General features: G+C 64.3%; 23 protein-coding genes. 16 read left to right on the top strand and 7 right to left on the bottom strand.

Translation table 11 applies throughout. From position 1 onward, the window contains the following. Window positions 1–39: 39 nt before the first annotated feature. Entirely contained in the window at window positions 40–648 is a 609-nt protein-coding gene (locus AABA86_RS18365; RefSeq protein WP_212245056.1) for an FMN-dependent NADH-azoreductase, read from the top strand. 71 nt (window positions 649–719) lie between these two features. Here AABA86_RS18365 and AABA86_RS18360 read toward each other — a convergent pair whose 3' ends face one another. Together AABA86_RS18360 and AABA86_RS18355 are read right to left on the bottom strand one after the other, a co-directional pair. Further along, the gene (locus AABA86_RS18360) at window positions 720–902 is read right to left on the bottom strand and encodes a hypothetical protein (RefSeq protein ID WP_338307798.1); all 183 of its coding nucleotides are present in this window, start codon (window positions 900–902) and stop codon (window positions 720–722) included. Window positions 903–1,077: 175 nt separating this feature from the next. After that, the gene (locus AABA86_RS18355) at window positions 1,078–1,851 is read right to left on the bottom strand and encodes an SDR family oxidoreductase (RefSeq protein ID WP_212245066.1); all 774 of its coding nucleotides are present in this window, start codon (window positions 1,849–1,851) and stop codon (window positions 1,078–1,080) included. A 122-nt stretch (window positions 1,852–1,973) separates the two neighbouring features. Between AABA86_RS18355 and AABA86_RS18350 the strand changes: the two genes are divergently transcribed. Both AABA86_RS18350 and AABA86_RS18345 read left to right on the top strand, forming a co-directional pair. Then, window positions 1,974–2,438, top strand: a complete 465-nt coding sequence (locus AABA86_RS18350; RefSeq protein ID WP_338307795.1) for a winged helix-turn-helix transcriptional regulator — start codon at window positions 1,974–1,976, stop codon at window positions 2,436–2,438. A 166-nt stretch (window positions 2,439–2,604) separates the two neighbouring features. Then, window positions 2,605–3,198 carry a flavodoxin family protein gene (locus AABA86_RS18345; RefSeq protein WP_212245070.1) on the top strand — a complete coding sequence of 198 codons (594 nt, stop codon included), beginning with the start codon at window positions 2,605–2,607 and terminating at the stop codon, window positions 3,196–3,198. A gap of 133 nt (window positions 3,199–3,331) precedes the next feature. On the opposite strand, the gene AABA86_RS18340 is transcribed toward AABA86_RS18345, so the two are convergent. After that, complete coding sequence (locus AABA86_RS18340) at window positions 3,332–3,487, bottom strand: hypothetical protein (protein WP_246550001.1); 156 nt, start codon at window positions 3,485–3,487, stop codon at window positions 3,332–3,334. Between the two features lie 312 nt (window positions 3,488–3,799). Between AABA86_RS18340 and topA the strand changes: the two genes are divergently transcribed. The 4 genes from topA to AABA86_RS18320 are packed head-to-tail and all read left to right on the top strand — an operon-like array spanning window position 3,800 to window position 10,147. Then, a complete protein-coding gene (gene topA / locus AABA86_RS18335; RefSeq protein WP_338307793.1) occupies window positions 3,800–6,544 on the top strand; it encodes a type I DNA topoisomerase in 2,745 nt (914 codons plus the stop codon). A 19-nt stretch (window positions 6,545–6,563) separates the two neighbouring features. Further along, window positions 6,564–8,933 carry a ribonuclease R gene (gene rnr, locus AABA86_RS18330; protein ID WP_338307791.1) on the top strand — a complete coding sequence of 790 codons (2,370 nt, stop codon included), beginning with the start codon at window positions 6,564–6,566 and terminating at the stop codon, window positions 8,931–8,933. Beyond that, a complete protein-coding gene (locus AABA86_RS18325; protein WP_338307790.1) occupies window positions 8,927–9,367 on the top strand; it encodes a DUF983 domain-containing protein in 441 nt (146 codons plus the stop codon). The genes rnr and AABA86_RS18325 overlap by 7 nt, the downstream gene beginning before the upstream one ends. 30 nt (window positions 9,368–9,397) lie before the next feature. Continuing rightward, complete coding sequence (locus tag AABA86_RS18320) at window positions 9,398–10,147, top strand: NUDIX hydrolase (protein ID WP_338307788.1); 750 nt, start codon at window positions 9,398–9,400, stop codon at window positions 10,145–10,147. Between the two features lie 121 nt (window positions 10,148–10,268). On the opposite strand, the gene AABA86_RS18315 is transcribed toward AABA86_RS18320, so the two are convergent. Continuing rightward, entirely contained in the window at window positions 10,269–10,811 is a 543-nt protein-coding gene (locus tag AABA86_RS18315) for a hypothetical protein (RefSeq protein WP_338307786.1), read from the bottom strand. Between the two features lie 211 nt (window positions 10,812–11,022). On the opposite strand from AABA86_RS18315, the gene AABA86_RS18310 reads away from it, so the two are divergent. The 4 genes from AABA86_RS18310 (at window position 11,023) to AABA86_RS18295 (ending at window position 15,200) form a co-directional block, all read left to right on the top strand. Further along, window positions 11,023–12,348: an LLM class flavin-dependent oxidoreductase gene (locus AABA86_RS18310; RefSeq protein WP_212245107.1), complete on the top strand. Its 1,326-nt coding sequence runs from the start codon at window positions 11,023–11,025 to the stop codon at window positions 12,346–12,348. A 207-nt stretch (window positions 12,349–12,555) separates the two neighbouring features. After that, window positions 12,556–12,723: a 50S ribosomal protein L33 gene (gene rpmG / locus AABA86_RS18305; RefSeq protein WP_008139339.1), complete on the top strand. Its 168-nt coding sequence runs from the start codon at window positions 12,556–12,558 to the stop codon at window positions 12,721–12,723. Window positions 12,724–13,110: 387 nt separating this feature from the next. After that, on the top strand, window positions 13,111–13,662 hold the full coding sequence (locus tag AABA86_RS18300; protein WP_338307785.1) for a hypothetical protein: 552 nt from the start codon (window positions 13,111–13,113) through the stop codon (window positions 13,660–13,662). Window positions 13,663–13,973: 311 nt separating this feature from the next. Beyond that, window positions 13,974–15,200 carry an acyltransferase family protein gene (locus AABA86_RS18295; protein WP_338307784.1) on the top strand — a complete coding sequence of 409 codons (1,227 nt, stop codon included), beginning with the start codon at window positions 13,974–13,976 and terminating at the stop codon, window positions 15,198–15,200. Window positions 15,201–15,244: 44 nt separating this feature from the next. Here AABA86_RS18295 and AABA86_RS18290 read toward each other — a convergent pair whose 3' ends face one another. Next, window positions 15,245–16,483 carry an MFS transporter gene (locus AABA86_RS18290; protein ID WP_338307783.1) on the bottom strand — a complete coding sequence of 413 codons (1,239 nt, stop codon included), beginning with the start codon at window positions 16,481–16,483 and terminating at the stop codon, window positions 15,245–15,247. 129 nt (window positions 16,484–16,612) lie between these two features. On the opposite strand from AABA86_RS18290, the gene AABA86_RS18285 reads away from it, so the two are divergent. The 3 genes from AABA86_RS18285 (at window position 16,613) to AABA86_RS34635 (ending at window position 17,751) form a co-directional block, all read left to right on the top strand. Then, complete coding sequence (locus AABA86_RS18285) at window positions 16,613–17,194, top strand: TetR/AcrR family transcriptional regulator (protein WP_338307781.1); 582 nt, start codon at window positions 16,613–16,615, stop codon at window positions 17,192–17,194. 181 nt (window positions 17,195–17,375) lie between these two features. Continuing rightward, window positions 17,376–17,579: a hypothetical protein gene (locus AABA86_RS18280; RefSeq protein WP_338307779.1), complete on the top strand. Its 204-nt coding sequence runs from the start codon at window positions 17,376–17,378 to the stop codon at window positions 17,577–17,579. Between the two features lie 61 nt (window positions 17,580–17,640). Then, complete coding sequence (locus AABA86_RS34635; RefSeq protein ID WP_433960963.1) at window positions 17,641–17,751, top strand: DUF6894 family protein; 111 nt, start codon at window positions 17,641–17,643, stop codon at window positions 17,749–17,751. Window positions 17,752–18,700: 949 nt separating this feature from the next. On the opposite strand, the gene AABA86_RS18275 is transcribed toward AABA86_RS34635, so the two are convergent. Together AABA86_RS18275 and AABA86_RS18270 are read right to left on the bottom strand one after the other, a co-directional pair. Beyond that, window positions 18,701–20,074: a PleD family two-component system response regulator gene (locus tag AABA86_RS18275; protein ID WP_028143954.1), complete on the bottom strand. Its 1,374-nt coding sequence runs from the start codon at window positions 20,072–20,074 to the stop codon at window positions 18,701–18,703. Window positions 20,075–20,088: 14 nt separating this feature from the next. Beyond that, window positions 20,089–20,454: a response regulator gene (locus tag AABA86_RS18270; protein ID WP_008130064.1), complete on the bottom strand. Its 366-nt coding sequence runs from the start codon at window positions 20,452–20,454 to the stop codon at window positions 20,089–20,091. Window positions 20,455–20,690: 236 nt separating this feature from the next. On the opposite strand from AABA86_RS18270, the gene AABA86_RS18265 reads away from it, so the two are divergent. Beyond that, window positions 20,691–21,002, top strand: coding sequence for a DUF3572 domain-containing protein (locus AABA86_RS18265; protein WP_338307778.1), 312 nt, complete (start codon window positions 20,691–20,693; stop codon window positions 21,000–21,002). Further along, window positions 20,999–22,291, top strand: coding sequence for a DNA polymerase IV (locus tag AABA86_RS18260; RefSeq protein ID WP_338307777.1), 1,293 nt, complete (start codon window positions 20,999–21,001; stop codon window positions 22,289–22,291). The genes AABA86_RS18265 and AABA86_RS18260 overlap by 4 nt, the downstream gene beginning before the upstream one ends. The last annotated feature ends 245 nt before the right edge of the window (window positions 22,292–22,536 follow it).

The raw sequence follows: 22,536 nt of genomic DNA, 5'->3' as shown, positions 1-22,536 counted from the left end.
TGTAGCGCTGGTTACAAACTTATACCAGGGTGACCCCACATGAAACTGCTCCATATCGACTCCAGCGTGCTCGGCCCCCACTCCGTGTCCAGGCAGGTCTCCGCGGCCATCGTCGACCGGCTCCGGCAGGCGACGCCCGCGCTGGACATCACCTATCGCGACCTGACCCAGACCCCGCTCGCGCACCTCTCGGGCTCGCACCTCGCCGCCGCGCAGGGCGCGCCCGCGCCGGCGGAACTCGGTCCTGATCTTGCTGCGAGCGCGGCCGTGCTGAACGAATTTTTGGCCGCCGACACCGTCGTCATCGGCGCGCCCATGTACAATTTCACGCTTCCGAGCCAGCTCAAGGCTTGGATCGACCGCATCATGGTGGCGGGGAAGACTTTCAAATACGGCGCGGCCGGCCCCGAGGGGCTCGCCGGCGGCAAGCGCGTGATCGTGGCGATCTCGCGCGGCGGCTATTACGGCGCGGGCTCGCCGGCTTCAGCGCTGGAGCACCTCGAAAGCTATCTGCGCGGCGTGTTCGGCTTCATGGGCATCCATGATCCCGAATTCATCATTGCCGACGGCATCCAGGTCGGGCCGGACCACCGCGAAAAATCGCTGGCCGGCGCGCTTCAGGCGGCAACCAGCCTGCGCGCGGCCTGAAGCCGTAGCGAAGCATCAGCCGCCGCGGGAATCGCTGCGGCGGCTGATGGACGGCGGCGCGATATGCGAAGCTAAAACCAGACGCCCTGCATGCCCAGGATCACGGCGATGAGCGAGATGAACAGGCCAATGCCCGCGAACAGCACTACTCCGATGAGTTCGGAGGTATCGGAGCGTCTGGCCGGAACGGCGGAATTTTCGGTGTAAATGCGCGGCGCTGAAATCGATGAAAAAATGCGGGCTGCTTTTGGCATATCGGGCTCCCTTGAAATGAGTCTTGTGACCCCTGCCCGTAAAAATGTCTTGGCAGCTTGCGCGAAGGTTCAACGCTTCACGCAAGGTTCAGGGAAATACAGCTCGCGAGGTGCAGAGACCCGTCGGCGCAACCGCAACGATCGCGCCGACTGATTCAATTTTCACTTCACTTGATCAACCGCGATAGATCGGCGCGCCGCTCGGCGAGGCCACCGCGCCGCCGTCGACAAAGATCTCCTGGCCCTGCACATGCGCGGAATCATCGGAGGCGAGGAACAGCACCGTCTTGGCAACGTGATCGGTTTCGCCGATGCGCCCCAGAGGCGTCGACAGTGCGATCCGCTTCTCGAAGGCCTTCTCGGCTTCCGGTGTTGCGGTTGCAGGTCCCCAGATCGGCGTGCGGATCGCGCCGGGCGCCACCACGTTGACGCGGATGCCGCGCGGCGACAGCTCCGAGGCCATGATCCGCGCCATCGCGCGCACGCCGGCCTTCGCGGCACCGTAGGCGGAGTAACCGGGAATGCCGAGCACCGAGATCACCGAGCCGTTGAGGATGATCGAGGCATTGTCGTTGAGATAAGGCAGTGCCGCCTGCACCGTGAAGAACACGCCCGTCAGATTGGTGCTGATGACCTTCTCGAACACTTCGAGGGTGGCCGAGCCGAGCGGCGTTCCGCCGGCGATCCCGGCATTGGCGAACACGATGTCGAACTTGCCGAACTTCTCGGCCCCCTGCTTGATCGCGGCTTCCGTCGCGGCGATGTCGGTGGCGTCCGCAGCGAGCGCAAGTGCATTCGGCCCGAGCTCTTTCGCGGCCGCCTCCAGCGTCTGTTTGTTGCGTCCGGTGATCACCACCTTGGCGCCTTCGGCCACGAACAGCTTGGCCGTTGCCAGCCCGATGCCGCTGTTGCCGCCGGTGATCAGGGCCGTCTTGTTCGTCAATCTCACGTTCGCCTCCAGTAGTTGCATTATGAAACTAGATTGCCATCTAGGGCATATGGTTTTATGATGCAACCACACAAGCGCGTGATCGGCTCGGCAATCGTGCGAACGCGAAAGGACAGACGACGATGGTGAAACGAACGAGCTTCGAGGGCGATGCCTGTCCGATCGCGCGGTCACTGGACGCGCTCGGCGATTGGTGGTCGCTGCTGATCATCCGCGAGGCGCTGTTCGGCCTGCGCCGCTTCGGCGAATTCCAGGGCAAGCTCGGCATGGCCAAGAACATCTTGTCAGTCCGGCTGCGCGCGCTGGTCGACCACGGCATCCTGGCGACCGCGCCCGCCTCCGACGGCAGCGCCTATCAGGAATATGTGCTGACACCGAAGGGCCGCGGCACCTTCCCCATTCTGGTCGCGCTGCGGCAATGGAGCGAGGAGTTCGACGACGCGCCTGAGGAGATCGCGACCGTGTTGGTGGATCGCGCCAAGCACCGCCCGGTGAAGAAGCTCGAAATGCGTGCGGAGGACGGACGGCTGCTTACGCCCGCCGACACCATGTTGAAGCCGCGGCCGCCGCGGCGGCGGTCGGCGTAATGACGCACGGTTGCCACCACACCGTCATTGAGCGCAGCGAAGCCATCCAGATTGCCACCGCGGAGAGACTCTGGATTGCTTCGCTGCGCTCGCAATGACGGCTTGAAAGGACTTGTACAAAATACAGACGGCGTCGAAGATGCTCAAATAGCCGAAAGTGGCACCCATGCCCCTGCTCGCCATCGTCTATTTTTCCATCTCCGGCACCACTGAGTCGCTGGCGCATGCAGTGGCGCGCGGAGCGGATGGCATAGCGCACGTCGCGCTTTGTCGCATCACAGGCGACGATATCGCGTCGGGCCGCTTCCAGAATGAGAGCTTATTGGAAACGATCGACCGCGCCAGCGCGGTCGCATTTGGCAGCCCGACCTACATGGGCGGAGCAGCGGCGCAATTCAAAGCCTTCGCGGACGCCTCAAGCGACCGGTGGACCCAGCAGCGATGGGCCAACAAGTTCGCAGCCGGATTCACCACGGGCGCTCTCGCGGGGGGCGATCAACTCCACACGCTGACCTACTTTACGATCCTGGCTGCTCAGCACGGCATGCTCTGGTGCGGACTGGATGTCCCGGGAGGAGAGGACCCGGGCGGCCGCAATCGTCTGGGCAGCCAGCTTGGACTGGCGACAAACATCATCGACGGTGCGTTGCCGCACAGCGACTTGACCACGGCCGAATATCTCGGCCAGCGATTGGCCAAAATAGCAAGCCGCAATGACGAGGTTGAGGCAGCGCGCTCATATCGATCACCGTCACCCTGAGGTGGCCGCTTCTTCAGCGGCCCTCGAAGGGCGACGGCCCGGCTACATCTCGGCCGCTCATCCTTCGAGGCTCCTGGCGCGATGCTGCGCATCGCGCCACTCGCGCCTCAGGATGGCGGGTTGGGTAGTGCCCTCACGACAGCTTGCGCTTGCTCCGCAGCCTCAAATGCTCGTCGGCTTCCAGCTTGGTCATGCCCAGGAGATAATGCAGCACGTCGAGCTTGTGGCGCTCGGCGAGCTTGCGCAAGGGCCCGATCTGCTCGGCGATGAAGGCGACCGCCTCGTCCACGCCGCCCTCTCCCGGTTCCTCGTGGCGCGAGCCTCCCGGCGCACCTGATCCGGCGCGCGCCCGTTTCTTTCCTGGCTTAGTCACCAGACCCCACCCCGAATCCATGCCCCGCGGAAACATTACGCCGATAGCGATCGCAACTCCAAGGTGGTATTTTGCAACTTTCTCGATATGAAACTTTTCCCATCCGGGCGGCGTTCAACAGCCTCCGATTTGACAGCGAGGGCCTCACCACCCATGTTCGGGTCGAAACGGCCGACCCGAGTCCTTTCGTTTTCGGCCCCATATTTTCCCGTAAGTTACTGGAACTACATGAATATCGTCATTGTGGAGTCGCCGGCGAAAGCCAAGACGATCAACAAATATTTGGGCTCGTCCTATGAGGTTCTGGCCTCGTTCGGCCATGTCCGCGACCTGCCCGCGAAGAACGGCTCCGTCGATCCTGACGCCAATTTCAAGATGATCTGGGAGGTCGACCCCAAGGCGGCCGGCCGGCTCAATGACATCGCCAAGTCCCTGAAGAACGCCGACCGCCTGATTCTCGCCACCGACCCTGATCGCGAGGGCGAGGCCATCTCCTGGCACGTGCTGGAGGTGCTGAAGGAAAAGCGCGCGCTGAAGGACCACAAGATCGAGCGCGTGGTGTTCAACGCCATCACCAAGCAGGCGGTCACGGACGCGATGAAGCATCCGCGCCAGATCGACGGCGCGCTGGTCGACGCCTATATGGCGCGCCGCGCGCTGGACTATCTGGTCGGCTTCACCCTCTCCCCCGTGCTGTGGCGCAAGCTGCCGGGCGCCCGCTCCGCCGGCCGCGTGCAGTCGGTGGCGCTGCGCCTCGTCTGCGACCGCGAGCTCGAGATCGAGAAGTTCGTCGCGCGTGAATATTGGTCGCTGATCGCGACCCTGCTCACCCCGCGCGGCGATGCCTTCGAGGCCCGTCTCGTCGGCGCCGACGGCAAGAAAATCCAGCGCCTCGACATTGGAACCGGCGCGGAAGCCGAAGACTTCAAGAAGGCGCTGGAGACGGCCGCCTACGCTGTGACCTCGGTCGATGCGAAGCCCGCCCGGCGCAATCCGCAGGCGCCCTTCACCACCTCGACGCTGCAGCAGGAAGCCAGCCGCAAATACGGCTTTGCGCCGGCGCACACCATGCGTATCGCCCAGCGCCTCTATGAAGGCATCGACATCGGCGGCGAGACCACCGGACTCATTACTTATATGCGTACCGACGGCGTGCAGATCGATCCGTCTGCGATCACCCAGGCCCGCAAGGTGATCGGCGAGGATTACGGCAACGCCTACGTGCCGGACGCGCCGCGCCAGTACCAGGCCAAGGCCAAGAACGCCCAGGAAGCGCACGAAGCGATCCGCCCGACCGACATGTCCCGCCGCCCCGACAGCATGAGCCGCAAGCTCGATGCCGACCAGGCGCGGCTTTACGAGCTGATCTGGAAGCGCACCATCGCAAGCCAGATGGAATCGGCCGAGCTCGAGCGCACCACCGTCGACATCACCGCGAAGGCAGGCTCCAGCACGCTGGAGCTGCGCGCCACCGGCCAGGTCGTCAAGTTCGACGGTTTTCTGGCGCTCTATCAGGAAGGCCGCGACGACGAGGAGGACGAGGATTCCCGCCGCCTGCCCGCGATGAGCCCGAACGACGCGCTCAAGCGGCAGTCGCTGTCCGTTACGCAGCATTTCACCGAGCCGCCGCCGCGCTTCTCCGAGGCCTCGCTGGTCAAGCGCATGGAAGAGCTCGGCATCGGCCGGCCCTCGACCTATGCCTCGATCCTCCAGGTGCTGAAGGACCGCGGCTACGTCAAGCTGGAGAAGAAGCGCCTGCACGGCGAGGACAAGGGCCGCGTCGTGGTCGCGTTCCTGGAAAGCTTCTTTGCCCGCTACGTCGAATACGACTTCACCGCTGGGCTGGAAGAGCAGCTCGACCGCATCTCGAACAACGAGATCTCCTGGCAGCAGGTGCTGAAGGATTTCTGGACCGGCTTCATCGGCGCCGTCGACGACATCAAGGATCTGCGCGTCGCGCAGGTGCTCGACGTGCTCGACGAGATGCTCGGGCCGCACATCTATCCGCCCCGTGCCGACGGCGGCGACGTCAGGCAGTGCCCGAACTGCGGCACCGGCCGGCTCAACCTGAAGGCCGGCAAGTTCGGCGCCTTCGTCGGCTGCTCGAACTATCCGGAGTGCCGCTACACCCGTCAGCTCGCCGCCGACGGCGAGGCCAGCGCGGACCGTTCGCTCGGCCAGGATCCTGATACGGGTCGCGATGTCTGGGTCAAGGCCGGCCGCTTCGGCCCCTACATCCAGCTCGGCGAGCAGAAGGATTATGAGGAAGGCGAGAAGCCTAAGCGCGCGGGCATCCCCAAGGGCACCTCGCCGGGCGATGTCGAGCTCGAGCTTGCGTTGAAGCTATTGTCGCTGCCGCGCGAAATCGGAAAACATCCGGAAACCGGCCAGCCGATCACCGCAGGCCTCGGCCGCTTCGGGCCGTTCGTCAAGCATGAGAAGACCTACGCCAGCCTGGAGGCCGGCGACGAAGTGTTCGACATCGGCCTCAACCGGGCGGTGACGCTGATCGCGGAAAAGGTCGCCAAGGGCCCGAGCCGCCGCTTCGGCGCCGATCCCGGCAAGGCGATCGGCGATCATCCCTCGCTCGGCACCGTCACCGTGAAGAGCGGCCGCTACGGCGCCTATGTCACCGCGGGCGGCGTCAACGCGACGATCCCTGCCGAGTTCGAAAAGGACACCGTCACGCTGGCACAGGCGATCGCGCTGATCGACGAGCGCGCGGCCAAGGGCGGCGGCAAGAAGCCGAAGAAGGCGGCGAAGCCGGCCAAGGCCAAGAAGACCGCGACGAAGGCTGCGGACGGCGATGATGCCGCGCCGAAACCGAAAAAGACGGCCGCGAAGAAGGCGGCCAAGACCAAATCCGAATCCACCAGCAAGGCGCGCGCAGCCTTGTCGTCGACCGCAAAAACGTCGCCGACCAAGGCCGCCGCCACCAAGGCTCCGGCCAAGAAGAGTGCCGGCAAGACCTAGATCAAGAATTAGAGGTTAAGTGAAACGCAAGAATGACCATGGCTTTCCCGACAGGAGCGCCATCGTCGCCTTCATCAAGGCAAATCAAGGAAACGTCGGCACCCGCGAAATTGCGCGCGAGTTCGGCCTGAAGAACGCCGATCGCGTCGAGCTCAAGCGCATATTGCGCGAGCTCGCCGACGACGGCACCATCAAGAAGAAACGCCACAAGGTGTCCGAGCCGGACGCGCTCCCGTCGACGCTGGTCGCCGACATCACGGGGCGCGACGCCGACGGCGAATTGATCGCCTCGCCTACCGAATGGGACGAGGTCGAAAGCGGCGAGCCCCCTAAAATCCGTATCCAGATGCCGCGCCGGCCAAAGCCGGGCACCGTCGCCGGCGTCCGCGATCGCGTGCTGCTGCGCGTCGAGCCGACGTCCGAGACCGAAGGCCCCGCCTATCGCGGCCACATCATCAAGGTCTTCGACAAGGCCAAGAGCCGCATCCTCGGCGTGTTCCGCGCGCTTCCCGAAGGCGGCGGGCGGCTCGTCCCCGTCGACAAGAAGGCCGCCGACCGCGAGCTGAACATCGCCGCGGCCGACACACACGGCGCGCAGGACGGCGATCTCGTCAGCGTCGACATCGTCCGCACGCGCAGCTTTGGGCTGGCGTCCGGCCGCGTGAAAGAGAAGCTCGGCTCGGTCAAGTCGGAGAAGGCGATCAGCCTGATCGCGATCTACGCCCACGACATCCCCTTGCAATTCTCGCCCGCCGCGATGCGCGACGCGGAAGCGGCGGAGCCCGCGAACCTGAAGGGCCGCGAGGATTGGCGCGACGTTCCGCTCGTTACCATCGATCCGCCTGATGCCAAGGATCACGACGACGCGGTACACGCGCAGCCCGACGAGGATCCGAACAACAAGGGCGGCTTCATCGTCAACGTCGCCATTGCCGATGTGAGCTTCTACGTGCGGCCGGGCACCGCGCTCGACCGCGACGCGCTCGACCGCGGCAATTCGGTCTATTTCCCCGACCGCGTCGTGCCGATGCTGCCCGAGCGCATCTCCAACGATCTCTGCTCGCTGGTGCCGGGCGAGCCGCGCGGCGCCCTCGCGGTGCGAATGGTGCTCGGCCCCGATGGCCGCAAGCGCTCGCACAGTTTTCATCGCATCCTGATGCGGTCGGCGGCCAAGCTGAGCTATGCGCAGGCGCAGGCCGCGATCGACGGCCGGCCGGACGACACCACCGGCCCCCTGCTCGATCCGATATTGAAACCGCTCTACGCCGCCTATGCCTGCGCCAAGCGCGCGCGCGACGAGCGCGATCCGCTCAATCTCGACCTGCCCGAGCGCAAGATCCTCCTGAAGAGCGACGGCACGGTCGATCGCGTCGTCGTGCCCGAGCGCCTCGACGCGCATAAGCTGATCGAGGAGTTCATGATCCTCGCCAACGTCGCAGCCGCGGAAATGCTGGAGAAGAAATCGCTCCCGCTGATCTACCGCGTGCACGACGAGCCGACGCTGGAGAAGGTCCACGCACTCGCGGAATTTCTGGAGACGCTCGACGTTCCCTTCGCCAAATCGGGCGCTCTGCGTCCCACCACGTTCAACCGCGTGCTGGCCCAGCTCGAAGGCCATGATTATTACCCGCTGGTGAGCGAGGTGGTGCTACGCGCTCAGGCACAGGCGGAATATTCCTCCGAGAATTACGGACACTTCGGCCTGAATTTGCGCCGCTACGCGCATTTCACCTCGCCGATCCGCCGCTATGCCGACCTCGTAGTGCATCGCGCGCTGGTCCGCGCGCTCGGTCTCGGCGAAGGCGCGCTGCCCGACAGCGAGACGCCGGAAAGCCTCGGCGAGGTCGCAGCCCACATCTCGGTGACCGAGCGGCGCGCGATGAAGGCGGAGCGCGAGACCGTCGACCGGCTGATCGCCCATCACCTCGCCGACCGCATCGGCGCCAGCTTCCAGGGCCGCGTCTCCGGCGTCACCCGCGCCGGCCTGTTCGTCAAGCTCGCCGATACCGGCGCCGACGGCCTGATCCCGATCCGATCCCTCGGCACGGAATATTTCAACTATGACGAGAGCCGGCACGCCCTCGTCGGCACGCGCAGCCGCACCATGTATCAGCTCGGCGACGTCGTCGACGTCCGCCTGATCGAAGCCGCTCCGATCGCAGGCGCACTGCGTTTCGAGCTGCTGTCGTCATCCAGCGAGACCGCGCCGCGCGACCGCAGGCAACCGGGTCCGCAACGCCGCCCTTCGCTCAAGGCGCAGCCCGGACGGAGCCCGGACAGAAAACGCAAGCCAGCGAAGCCAAAATCCGGCAAGGGGAAGAAGGGCCAGGGAAACAACAAGGGAAAGAACAAGGGCAAAGGCGGCGGTAAAAAGGGCAAAGCATGGTGACGATGAGCACGGCCCCAAAAATCTGGACGCGCGAGACGGGCCTCGTCGAGAAGCGCGATCTCTGGACGGCCATGAAGCGCGGCTTTCGCGGCCGCTGCCCGCGCTGTGGCGAGGGCAAATTGTTCCGCGCCTTCCTGAAGACCGCCGACGATTGCGCCAAATGCGGCCTCGATTTCACGCCGCACCGCGCCGACGATCTGCCGGCCTATCTCGTCATCGTCATCGTGGGCCACATCGTGGTGCCCACGATCCTCTGGATCGAGACCAATTACACGACGCCGGTCTGGATCAGCTTCGCGGCCTATCTGCCCTTCACCTTCGTCGCCTCGCTGGCGCTGCTGCAGCCGGTCAAGGGAGCTGTGGTCGGCCTGCAATGGGCTCTGCGCATGCACGGGTTTGACGACAACCCTCCGGATGGTATTCCGCCTGTGTAAGCAAGAAGCAAAAAGCGTTTGGGTGAGGACATGACGGATATTGTGCAAGTCGCGGAGAAAGCCAGGGTCCACGAGGAGAAGGAAGCCGATCACCATCCCTATTTCCGCCCGAGGGATGCGGCGACGCTGATCCTGGTCGATCGCAGCGGCGCCATTCCGAAAGTGCTGGTCGGCAAGCGCCACGACAAGGTGGTGTTCATGCCCGGCAAGTTCGTCTTCCCCGGTGGGCGCGTCGACAAGGCCGACTATCGCGTGCCCTGTGCTGCGCCCATCACGGCGGAGCTGGAAGCCAACCTCGCCAAAGGCAGCCCGAAGACCCCCGCTTCACGCGCGAAGTCTCTCGCCATTGCCGCGATCCGCGAGGCCTGCGAGGAGACCGGCCTCTGCCTCGGCCGCAAGACCGAAGGGAAAGCAAAGCTCGAAGGCGCCTGGAAGCCGTTCGCCGATGCGGGCCTCCTGCCCGATCCCTCGAGCCTGTTCCTGATCGCGCGCGCGATCACGCCGCCCGGCCGCGTCAAGCGGTTCGACACGCGCTTCTTCACGGCGGATGCCTCCGCAATCACCCATCGCGTCGATGGCGTGATCCATGCCGATGCCGAACTGGTCGAGCTGGTCTGGGTCGAGCTCGGCTCCAAGCCGCTGGCCGACCTGCATCCGATGACGCGCAACGTGCTCAACGAGCTCCACACCCGCCTCGCCACCGGCCCGCTGCGCCACGACGCGCCGGTGCCGTTCTTCCATTTCTACGGCGGCAAGATGCAGAAGGATGTTTTGGGCTAGGTCGTCATTCCGGGGCGCGCGCAGCGCGAGCCCGGAATCAATCGGGCCGCAGAGACTTGCCGAGCAATGGATTCCGGGCTCGCGCCAAGAGGCGCGCCCCGGAATGACGGGAAGAGCCAGCCTAGTCCGCATCCGGCTCGGTGCCGACATAGTCGCGCGCCGGGAACTTGAGGACGCGACCGATCTCGCTTGCGAGATGATCCGCCTCCTCGCGCCTGGCGAAGCTCTGAAGCGTGATCGGCTCGGTGCCCTTGTTGCCGCAGAGATTGACCTCGTACGTCGTCAGATCGGTGTCGTAGTCGTCGGTGACGCTGATGAAATGGTAGTCGGCGAGATTGAGTGACGAGCGAATGTTCAGCGGGCCGAATTGCCTGGTGATGACGATTTGGCGCAGCGTCTCGTTGAGCACGACGAAAGTGCGGAACGTCAGCAGGATGATGCCGGGGATGCCGACGAGCAGCCCGAACCCCGTGAACACCAGCACCGGCACGAGATCGTCGGCGAGCCTTCCAAAACCGGAAAAATCCTGGCGCAGGCCGAGCGCGACATTCCACAGCAGATAGAAGCTGGCCGCCAGCAGCGGCAGCGACAGCAGCCGGCCAACCCAGGGCATGGTCCGGTCGATGCGGACAATGCTGCCATCCACGGTCATTGCGCCTGCCATTGAAGTCTCCTCACGAGGTCACGGCTTAGGTCGGAGCCGGCAGCGGATTGGTTCGATGGCTCCTGCGGGCTCGCCGCGCGTCACCCCGAAATGACGCGATTGTGCTAACCGCGTCGCGAAAAACAAAAGATTCTTCCCGCCTCCCCCAATGGCGCAGCTCCCCGGCGTCCCTATGTCTTTCCCCAACGTCACCAAGAACGGACACCGGGCGATGGCACAACGGCAACTCAAGCTTGGCGCGTTCATGCGCCCGATCAGCATCCACACCGGCGCCTGGCGCTATCCCGGGGCCTGGCCCGACGCCAATTTCAATTTCGGTCACATCAAGCAGCTGATCCAGAAGCTCGAGGCCGGCAAGTTCGACGCCTTCTTCATGGCCGACCATCTCGCCGTGCTGAACATGCCGATCGATGCGCTCAAGCGCAGCCACACCGTGACCTCGTTCGAGCCGTTCACGCTGCTGTCGGCGCTCTCCGCGGTCACCGAGCGCATCGGCCTGATCGCGACAGGCTCGACCACCTTCGACGAGCCCTACCACGTCGCGCGCCGCTTCGCCTCGCTCGATCATCTCAGCGGCGGGCGTGCGGGGTGGAACATCGTCACGACATCGAACCCGGACGCGGCCCTGAATTTCGGCCTCGACGATCACATGGAGCACGCCGAGCGCTACAAGCGCGCCCGCGAGTTCTACGACGTGGTCACGGGCCTGTGGGATTCGTTCGCCGACGATGCCTTCGTGCGCGATGTCGAGAGCGGGCTGTTCTTCGATCCTTCGAAAATGCACACGCTCGATCACAACGGCAAATATCTGAAGGTGCGCGGGCCCCTCAACATCGCCCGCCCCGTGCAGGGCTGGCCGGTGATCGTGCAGGCCGGCGCGTCGGAAGACGGCAAGCAGCTCGCGGCCGAGACGGCGGAGGCCGTGTTCACCGGCGGCGGCAGCCTCGCCGACGGACAAAAGCTCTATGCCGACATCAAGGGTCGCATGGAGACCGTCGGCCGCGATCCCGAGCACCTGAAGATCCTGCCCGGTGCCTTCGTCGTGGTCGGCGACAGCGTCGATGAGGCCCGGGAGAAGCGCGCGCTGCTCGACAGCCGCGTGCATTACGACAGTGCCATCGCCTCGCTCTCGGTCATCCTCGGCACCGATGCCTCCGGCTTCGATCCGGATGGCCAATTGCCTGACATCCCCGAGACCAACGCCAGCAAGAGCGGCCGGCAGCGCATGGTCGACCTCGCCAAGCGCGACAAGCTCACCGTGCGCCAGCTCGCCCAGCGCGTCGGCGGCTATGGCGGGCTGTCCTTCGTCGGCACGGCCAAGACCATCGCCGACCAGATGGAGGAATGGCTGGTCGGGCGCGGCTCCGACGGCTTCAACATCATGTTCCCGTTCCTGCCCGCCGGGCTCGACGATTTCGTCGACAAGGTCGTCCCGGAGCTGCAGCGGCGCGGGATTTTCCGCAAAGAGTATGAAGGGCCCACTTTGAGGGAGAATCTGGGCCTGCCGCGGCCGAAAAATCGGTTCTTCGAGGGATAATCGGGCCGTTTCGGGTGGTTTTGCGCGCTAGAGCCCCTGCCGGGGCCCTAGGTTGTTGTTTTTGACGCGTTTTCTTGACGCGAACCGGTACCCACTTCGCTGGAAAACGCTTCGAAACCTTGACATCAGGCGGTTTCTGGCTAGGTTGCCGGCCAACGCGGGCCGTTTGGCCGGCTCCAGATTCCCCAATTTTCTGAGGTTCAGAACATGGCCAAAGCGGTCACCATCAAGGTCAAGCTCGTGTCCTCGGCCGACACCGGCTTCTACTACACCGCCAAGAAGAATTCGCGCACCATGACCGACAAGCTGGTCAAGAAGAAGTACGACCCGGTCGCGCGCAAGCACGTCGAATTCCGCGAAGCCAAGATCAAGTAAAAGATCAAGTCAGATCGCGGACAAGCTGCTGAGTTTTGCGGGGCCCTCACGGGCCCCGTTTTATTTTGGCCCTCTCGTGTCCCGGACGCGCTGCAGCGCGCCTTTGCGCTGCTGCGCAGAGCCGGGACCCAGATCGCGATACGTGACGCTGCGGCCGCATGGGTCCCGGCTCTGCAGCGCACCGCACCGGACGATGCTTCGCATCGCCGGGAGCGCTGCGCCGCGTCCGGGGCACGAGAACGAATTGACGTGCTCCACTTTCTCCTGACCACCATGGCCAATCATTAGGCAAACGCCTCTTCAACCTTCAGTTGCTCGCCCCGGAATGTATGTTACCGTGCACTTACCGGTGCGAAATTGCCTTGCCGGCATTGGAAGGACATGGTCATGAGATTGTCATCGAGCCTTGTCGTGCCTTCAACCATCGCTGTCATGTCAACCGTCTTGCTGTGCGCCCCGGCCGCATCGCAAATCCCGACTGGCTCTGCCGCCACGATTCCCCCTGTCACGGTCGACGCGCCGAAGCAGGTGGCAAAGCCGCACGTGTCGGAGCGGGGAGCAAACATAACGGCGCCGCGTCGGACTGCGTCGACCACGCGAACGTCAACCGCGCGCACACCTTCCTATGCACCGGGCTCTGTGATGGGGAGGATTGCCAGCCTGGAGAAAGTCGCCAGCAGCTGCAACGGTGGCTGTGCATCAAGCTTCCGACACGGCAACGAGCCCTGGATTGGATGCAGCGAGTCGGGCGGCAACGTGAACTATGGGCCTTTCTCGCCGACGTGCCGAGACACCATCACCCATACATCCTACGAGAACTGCGTCGAGACGAAGGTGTTCCTGGGCGAGTTTCGCAACAGAGCCCACTGGTTTTGCAGCAGCCTGCAGGCCGGCAACAGGTTCAAGGTCGCCGATCTCAAGCGGTCAGGACGTCACTAGTCCATACCGCTCGCCGGTTGCTGCGAGCCGCGCGATGCACAGCATCGCGCCGGGAGCCTCGAAGGATGAGCGGCCGAGATGCAGCCGGGCCGTCGCCCTTCGAGGGCCGCTGAAGAAGCGGCCGCCTCAGGGTGACGGGGAAATGCCGGCGTAGATTCCACGCCGCCCGCAACTATCCCCTCGCCCCCGATGAGCTTCATTGGACAGCGGACCAAGTGTGACCGACCTCGCAGAGCGCCATGGGCGACTTCACTATCTCCAGCGGGATCGTTGCATGAATTTGGTCCATTCCCGTGAAGAGCCATTTGTCCTTGCTGGATCCGCTGCGCTTCGCCGCCGCGCTCGGCGTTGCCATTTTTCACCAGATGTTCTGGTCCTGGGCCTGGACCTCGATCGGCGTCCCGGGCTTTGAGCGCACCGTCGCCGCTGACGTCCTGTACCCGTCCGCCGCGCCTTTCACATGGTTCGGCTGGGTCGGCGTCGAGATCTTCTTCGTCATCTCCGGTTTCGTCATTGCGAATTCGGCGACCACATCTTCGCCGGGCGCATTCCTTCTCGGCCGCGCGCTCCGGCTCTATCCGGCGGTCTGGGTTTGCGCCACCGCGACCTTCCTCGTCCTGCTCCTCTTCGGCAGCGAACCCGCATCCGAAATCATCCTGCCCTACATCCACGCCATGCTGATGGTGCCCAAAGGCGTCACGGGTCAATGGCTTGACGAAGTCTATTGGACGCTGGCCGCCGAGACGGCGTTCTATGGGCTGGTGTTCTGCGCGATGCTGACGAAGAAGATCACCCTGCGACACCTGGCTTTTGGCCTCACCATCTACAGCGCGATATTCAATGCCGTCGCGCTGCTGGTCACGTCATGCACGACACCATCCGACCTGCCCTATCTCGTCATCCTGATGTTCCGGGTGCCGTGCGCGGCCTTCCTGCTCAGCCATGGCTGCTTCTTCGCGCTGGGCATTTGGCTGTTTATCTCCGCGAACAGGGAGTTGACGGCGCTCGAACGGGTCGCCGTTGCCGTCACCTGTCTTTCCGGCGCGGCGGAAATTGACGTCTTCGCCTCCTTCTTCCTGGAGTCCATACCCGCCCTCGCGAACCAATCAGCCCTCGTGCCGATCATGGTCTGGGCGGCCGCGGTGCTCCTCATTGCCCGTGCTGCAAACAGGAGCAGGCGCTCTGCGGACATCGCCTCCCCTGAAGCGCCAGCCTATTTGAGAACGCTCGGACTGATCACCTATCCGCTCTATCTCACGCACAACGTCATTGGCGCAGCGATCATTCGTGCCCTGGTCGTTTCAGGCCTGGATGCCACAACGGCCGTATGGCTCGCGCTGGGCCTGCTTGTCCTGGTCTGCTGGTTCATTTGCGCGAAGATCGAGCCAGCCGTCCGGTCTGCGCTGATGCAAGCCCTCTCGCATTTCGGAAAGCTTCCGCAGAGACGGCCGAAATCGAGACGTCCGGCATTGGCCCGGGGGTTGCAGGTTTCGCTTCCCGTCCCGGTCAAGGCGAACGTCGCAGCGTCCCAGGCATGATAGGCGTACGCCGTCCGTCTGTACCGCTCGCTAAGCCCGGACGCCTACGCCGTCCGCAACACCGGCGCCGGCGGCTGCGACGGCCTGACAAGCGCGAACGCGACCTGCACGATGCCGCCGGCAAGGCCGAGCGCGACGCCGATGCGCCAGGCCATCGTGTAGGAGCCGAGCGCGTCGTAGATCACCCCGCCTCCGTAGGCGCCGAGGAAGCTGCCGATCTGGTGGCTCATGAAGGCGAGGCCCTGGATCATCGCCTGCCAGCGCAGGCCGAACATCTCGGCGACCGCGCCCGCGACCAGCGGCCCTACGCCCATCCACAGGAAGCCCATGATGGCACCGAACAGCAGCGTCGAGAACGGCGTTGCCGGCAGCATGAAGTACCAGGCGAGCGCGAGCGAGCGCAGGATGTAGATGCCGCCCAAGAGCGCCAGCTTGTTCCAGCGCTGGCCGGCCCAGCCGAAGAACAGCGAGCCGAGCACGTTGAAGCCGCCGATCATGCCGAGCGTCTGCGCGCTGAGCATCGGATCGAGGCCGCAGATCGCGAGGTACGACGGCAGATGCGTGGTGAGGAAGACGAGCTGCATGCCGCAGACGAGATAGGCGCAGGTCATCACCACGAAGGAGGCATTGCCGAACGCGGTCCTCGCCGCGGTCGCAGCCGTGGCATCGTCGATCTCGTCGGCGGCGGGCTTCGGCAGCGGGACCTGGTCGACGCGCCCCGCATACCACGCGGCCGGAATCATCAGCACCGACATGACGACGAAGCCGGCGAGCCCGGCGCGCCAGCCAAAACCCTCATTGAGCATCTGCCCGATCGGCGCCGACAGCAGCGCGCCGAGCGAGCCCGCCCCGGAGACGATGCCGAGCACGGTCGAGCGCACCGTCGCAGGGACAGCGCGCGCCGCCACCGACATCGCGATCGCAGCCGCAGTGCAGGCCATCGACGTCCCGATCAGCACGCCCGCGCCAATCATGATGCTGACGAGGCCGTTCGCGGTCGCCATCAGAACAAGGCCAAGGATGTACATCAACGAGCCAGCGATCATGATCGGGCGGAAGCCGTAGCGCACCGTCATCGCGCCGGCGAGCGGCTGGAGAAAGCCCCAGGCGAGGTTCTGCACCGCCAGCGCCAGCGTGAAATCCGAGATCGAGATGTGGATGTCGTGCGTCAGCGGCTGCATGAAGATGCCGAGGCTCTGCCGCAGCCCCATGCTCAGCGTCAGCATGATCGAGGCGCCGATCAGGATGGGCAATGTCGGACGCAGGACCTGCAGCAGGGGCATATTCTTCTCCCTCGTGGGCACGGCGCAAATGCCGTCGTCCGCAATATCGGTTGATTTTGGTTACACAGACCTGTGTACTTAGGCTATGATCGACCTGTGCTGTCAAGCGAACAGGACGCATTCCACTGCATGGCTCCCCCGCCCGCCCCACAGACGATGAAAGAGCGGATCCTCGAGACCGCCGACAAGCTGTTCTATCTGCAGGGCATCCGCGCCATCGGCGTCGACACCATCGCGGCCGAGATCGGCATCAGCAAACGCACGCTGTACAACCACTTCCCCTCCAAGGACGCGCTGATCGCGGCTTACCTCGAGCGCCGCTTCGTGAGCGCGCGCCCCTCCGACAAGCCGCCGGCCGAGCAGATCCTCGCCACCTTCGATTCGCTGGAGCGGCGGTTTGCGGCCAAGGACTTTCGCGGCTGCCCGTTCGTGAACGCGGTCGCCGAGCTCGGCCCGGCCGACCGCGCCGTGAAGAAGATCGCGGTCGCCTTCAAGGAAAGCCGCCGCCTCTGGTTTCGCGACCGCCTGAACGAGCTCGGCGTGGCGGAGGCGGATGCGCTCGCAACGCAGCTGGTGCTGCTGGTCGACGGCTCGATCGCGCAGGACCTCGTCCGCGACGATCCGGCGATGGCGCGCGCGGCGAAGGAAGCGGCGAAGGTGCTGCTGCGGAATGCGGGGGTGGATGTGGGTGGGAAGCGAAGCCGGCGATGAAACGGGGCAAGAGAGTGGTCCAGCATCCCTGAGGGAGTGGAATGGCACTCCTCAGGGACGAATTGAACCTTGCCTATCATCGCGCATTGAAGACGCATCACCGATCAATGGCTCGTCCTGCAGACGTCGGTGGCTGAGAGACCGCTTTTGCGCTCCCCTGCCAGCCATGAGAGGGGCAAAGATGGCCCACCCGTTCGGCGTCGAACACTTCCCGATCGCACCCGCCTCGATCCCGCCGATGGCACCTCTCAAGGCCGCGAGCGGGAGATTGGCTGATTTGGTCCTCGGCTCACTCTTCTTTGCCACCATAACCATCGCGATGTCCGGCTGGCTGTACGTGCTCTTTTTGCTTATCCACGCTGTCGCAGCCTGGCTGCTGGCGTAGTAGCCGCTCCCTTGAGGGCTGGACCTTAGGAACCTTGAGGCCATGGGCTGATTGAACGCCCGTGCCAATTTACCCCTTCGATATCCACCATGACGGCGGCGTTGTTATCGATGACGAAGGGGCCGAAGTTACCGATCTGAGCGCTGCCGAGACGCTAGCTCTTGAGCTCTAGGCCAAGCTATTCTCGATCACGCCCGTCACCGCAGGACAGGCTTCACCAAGATCGAGGTCAGATACGGCGGAGGCCGGGTCGTGGCATCAACCTCCGCCACAGTCTCTCTGGAACGCTTGATCCCTGAAGGGATGCGGTCACCGCTCAATGTGAGCAAAATTGACCACCCTGCAAAGACCGCATATGCGACATTTTTCCGCTTATCCATATCAGCGGAAGGCGGAGATCGAAATGCTCCCGCCTTCTTGGATCGGAGACGGTAATGGGAAACAAGCCAGGGCCTTTGTCAGAAACCGGGCCAACGATTTTGGAGCACTATATGCGCGCCGCGCGTGAGGACATGGACGGTCCCGCACTCCTCAAGTTGCTGAAAAAGCTTGAGGACGAGATAGCAAGGCGGGGGCGGCTTGCTTGAAAGGAGCGGAGATAAACACCGCCGTGGAGTGTCGAGAGGCACGCGATCACAGAGGAAGAGCGATCAGCCGAGGCTAACACACTAGCGAGCGCAGGACTTTTCGGTTTTATTCTCGCCCTTTGCATGTTCGGAGGAGGCTTCACGTTAGTGGCTGCAGGATTTTGCTATCTGGCCCAGTTTGGCGCGACTAATCCCGCGATGCAGACGCAATTCATCGGCTAGCGCCCCAAGCGCTCCTGAGAGGAGTGGACTGCACAGGTCAGTCCCGTAACCCCACGCGCCCCGTCACGCCGGAGCTGTTTTGCCCGGGCCGCCGAGGTCCGGAAGCAATGTCTGGCGATTTCTCTCTGGCCTGACTCTTGCTGCCGCATCGGGACAGACCGTGATGCTTCGTTACACTCCTGTATTGCCCGGACGCGTCGAACGGCGCGCTCCTCCGCACGAGCGATTTCGCTGCCCTCGCCTAACCTATTGATCGAGCTAACGCCGGCTACTGTGCATGGGGTTGTTTTCGCGATTTTGCGCAGCCGGACCTTACGCCGCCTGCGATACCACCCGATTACGCCCGTCGTGCTTGGCGCGGTAGAGCGCGGTGTCGGCGCGCTTGAGCACGTCGGCGACCGCCTCGCCCTTCTGCTCCAGCGTGGTCAGGCCGATCGAGATCGTGACCTCGATGCGCTTGGCGCCTTTGTGGATCGCGAACGGCTCGCCCGCGATCGAGCGGCGCAGGCGCTCGGCGACCATGCCGGCGACGTGGAGATCGGTCTCCGGCATGACGATGACGAACTCCTCGCCGCCGTAGCGGCAGGCCAGATCAATGCCGCGGATCGACTTGCGCACCCGCACCGCGAACTCGCGCAGCACGTCGTCGCCGGCGTCGTGGCCGTAATTGTCGTTGATGGACTTGAAGAAGTCGATGTCCAGGATCATCAGCGCCAGCGGCTTGCCGCGGGTCGCGGCCTGCTCGGCGAGCGTCGCCAGATGGCTCTCCATGTAGCGGCGATTGTGCAGGCCGGTGAGCGCGTCCGTGATCGCCATCTCGATCGAGTTCTGCACGTTGTCGCGCAGATGATCGGTATAGCGGCGGCGGCGGATCTGGGTGCGGGCCCGCGCCAAGAGCTCGATCTTGTCGATGGGACGCAGCAGATAGTCGTTGACCCCGATCTCAAGGCCGCGGAGCAGCCGCGTCGAGTTCTCGGGGTCCGCGATCGCCAGGATCGGCACATGGCGCGTGCGCTCCAGCGAGCGCGCCTGGCTGCAGAGGCGGAGGCCGTCGAAGTTGTTGAGGTCGAGCGAGACGATCAGCAAATCGTAATTGCCCTCGGCGGCGTGGAACAGCGCTTCCGTCGGGTTCGGTTCGACGTCGATGGTGTGCTCGGCGGCGAGGATCGTCGCCAGCCGCTCGTAGGAGGACGGACGGTCGTCCACCAGCAGGATGCGGCCACCCTTGCCGGTGTCGGCCACGGCGCTGCGCTCGGGCGCCTGCATGCCGATCTCGAGCGAGGTGATGGCGCGCATGCGTAGCTCATCGGTCATCATCTTCAGCCGCGTCAGCGAGCGCACCCGCGCGATCAGCACGACGTCGGAGACGGGTTTGGTCAGGAAGTCATCGGCGCCCGCTTCCAGCCCCCGGTTGCGGTCGGACGGACTGTCGAGCGCCGTCACCATGACGACGGGAATGTGGTGCGTCGCCGGATCGGTCTTGAGGCGGCGGCAGACTTCAAAGCCGTCGATGTCGGGCATCATCACGTCGAGCAGGATGATGTCGCATTCGGCGCGTTGACAGATCGCCAGCGCCTCGGTGCCGTTCGAGGCGGTCATCACGTCGAAATATTCGGCAGAGAGGCGGGCCTCGAGCAGCTTGACGTTGGCAGGGACGTCATCGACGACCAGGATACGCGCGGACACTGTGAACTCACTTCCTATCCGATGAAACGCCGGACCGTCTCAATGAATTTGCCGACCGAGATCGGCTTGGACAAATAGGCCTCGCAGCCGCCCTCGCGGATGCGCTCTTCGTCGCCCTTCATCGCGAACGCGGTGACCGCGACGACGGGAATGGAACGCAGCTCCGGATCGTCCTTGATCCAGCGCGTCACCTCGAGGCCGGAGACCTGCGGCAATTGGATATCCATCAGCACGAGGTCGGGCCGCATCTTGCGAACGAGGTCGAGCGCCTCGTAGCCGTTGCTGGTGCCGGAGGTCTGGTAGCCGTGCGCCTCCAACAGGTCGCGGAAGAGCTTCATGTTGAGCTCGTTGTCTTCCACGATCAGGACGGTCTTAGCCATCCCGCCCTCCTGATTGGTCCGCAGACCCATACATGTGACGCCTCAGGCGCCGCTCGCCGGCGCTTCGAAAACTGGATTCAAACTAGCCTCAGATTTGCTCTAGTTTCGTTAAACCCGAGGGTCACTTTCCGCGATGTGGTTTCCAGTTGCTTGTTTGGGGTCGCAAGACTCAAGGCCGAGACTCGGGCATATTCCAAAGTAGACACCGAAAGTTAACGGAAAGGCAAACCGGCCCCTTGAAAAAGCCTGTTCACAACCCCCGCGAAGTCGCTGAAATCGTTGCGATTCAGGCGCTGTCCTTCGTTGCCGGCGATCCCGAGCGGCTGGGCCTGTTCCTGGCCGAGACAGGGGTGGGTCCGGAGACGCTCCGGAATGCCGCCTCCGACCCGAATTTCCTGCTCAGCGTGCTCGATTTCGTGATGCGCGATGACGCCACCGTGAAGGCCTTTGCCTCGACCGCGGAACTGCATCCGACCAACGTCGCAGCAGCGCGACAGGTCCTCGGTGACGTGCTCGGCGACCCCTCCTGGGAGCGCGACGTGCCGTGACCGCCCCTGATACGGCCGGGCCCCGCTGCTTCTGCCGGGACTGTCTGGCCGATCTGGACATGGGCGTGCGGCGCTGTTCCGCCTGCGGTTCCCCTCGCCTCGTCCGCCACCGTGCGCTCGCGGGCCTGACCATCGCCCACATCGACTGCGACGCCTTCTATGCGACGGTCGAGAAGCGCGACAACCCTGACATTGCCGACAAGCCGGTCATCATCGGCGGGGGAAAACGCGGCGTGGTGTCGGCCGCCTGCTACATCGCACGCACCTATGGCGTGCGCTCGGCGATGCCGATGTTCAAAGCGCTCGACGCCTGCCCGCATGCAGTCGTGATCCCGCCCGACATGGCGAAGTATGTGCGGGTCGGGCGCGAGGTGCGCCAGGCCATGCAGGCCCTGACGCCGCTGGTCGAGCCGCTCTCGATCGACGAGGCCTTCCTCGATCTCTCCGGCACCGAACGGGTGCACGGCATGATCCCGGCAAAGGTGCTGGCGCGCTTTGCCCGCGATGTCGAGCGAGACATCGGCATCTCCGTCTCGGTCGGCCTGTCCAGCAACAAGTTTTTGGCCAAGATCGCCTCCGACCTCGACAAGCCGCGGGGCTTCGCCGCGCTCGACCAGGAGGAAGCCCGATCGATGCTTGCAGAGAAGCCCGTCGGCTTCATCTTCGGCGTCGGGCCCGCCACGCAGGAGCGGCTGGTGCAGCGCGGTTTCCGCATCATCGCCGACCTGCAGAAGGCCGACGAGATCGAGATGATGCGGCAGTTTCCGAGCGATGGCCGCAGGCTTTGGCGGCTCGCCCGCGGCATCGACGACCGCCGCGTCGAGCCTGACCGGGGGGCCAAGACCATTTCGAGCGAAACCACCTTCGAGACCGACATCCGCGATTTCGCGACGCTGGAGAAGATTTTGTGGCGGCTGTGCGAGAGGACCTCGTCGCGGCTCAAGAGCAGCGAGCTCGCCGGCTCGACCGTCACGCTGAAGCTGAAGACCGCCGATTTCCGCCAGCGCACGCGCTCGCAGTCGATCGCGGCGCCGACCCAGCTCGCCGCGAAGATCTTTGCGATCTGCCGCGAGATGCTGGCCAAGGAGATCGACGGCACCGCCTTCCGCCTGATGGGCGCCGGCGTCAGCGCGCTGCGCGAGGGCTCGCCCGCCGACGACACCGACATGCTCGACCGCCGCGCCGCCCACGCCGAGCGCGCGGTGGACAGCCTGCGCAAGAAATTCGGCAGCGCCGCGGTGATCCGCGGCATCGCGTATGAGGGCCCGGAAACAGGACAGCCCGAGTGATCGAGACCTGCTCAACTCAATCGCGTTCGAATATCCGCGCACCCGGATAGACGCGCCGGGCATATTGAACGACCAGCTGCCGATCCTGCGTTTCCAGGAACGGAGTTCGGATCTGACAAGACCCGACAATGAGGTGCCACAAACCGTTGAGCTTTCGAATGACGACATTCATTGAGCTTCCTCGCAGTGACCCGAGTGGACTCAAATTGTAAGAATTCGCCGCCGTCACTCAATTGTACGAGCGT

This window comes from Bradyrhizobium sp. TM233 (genome assembly GCF_036247965.1).
In the GTDB taxonomy this organism is placed as follows: domain Bacteria; phylum Pseudomonadota; class Alphaproteobacteria; order Rhizobiales; family Xanthobacteraceae; genus Bradyrhizobium; species Bradyrhizobium ottawaense.
The sequence above is the reverse complement of the archived record's forward strand: the minus strand, read 5'-3'. Positions and strand labels throughout refer to the sequence as shown.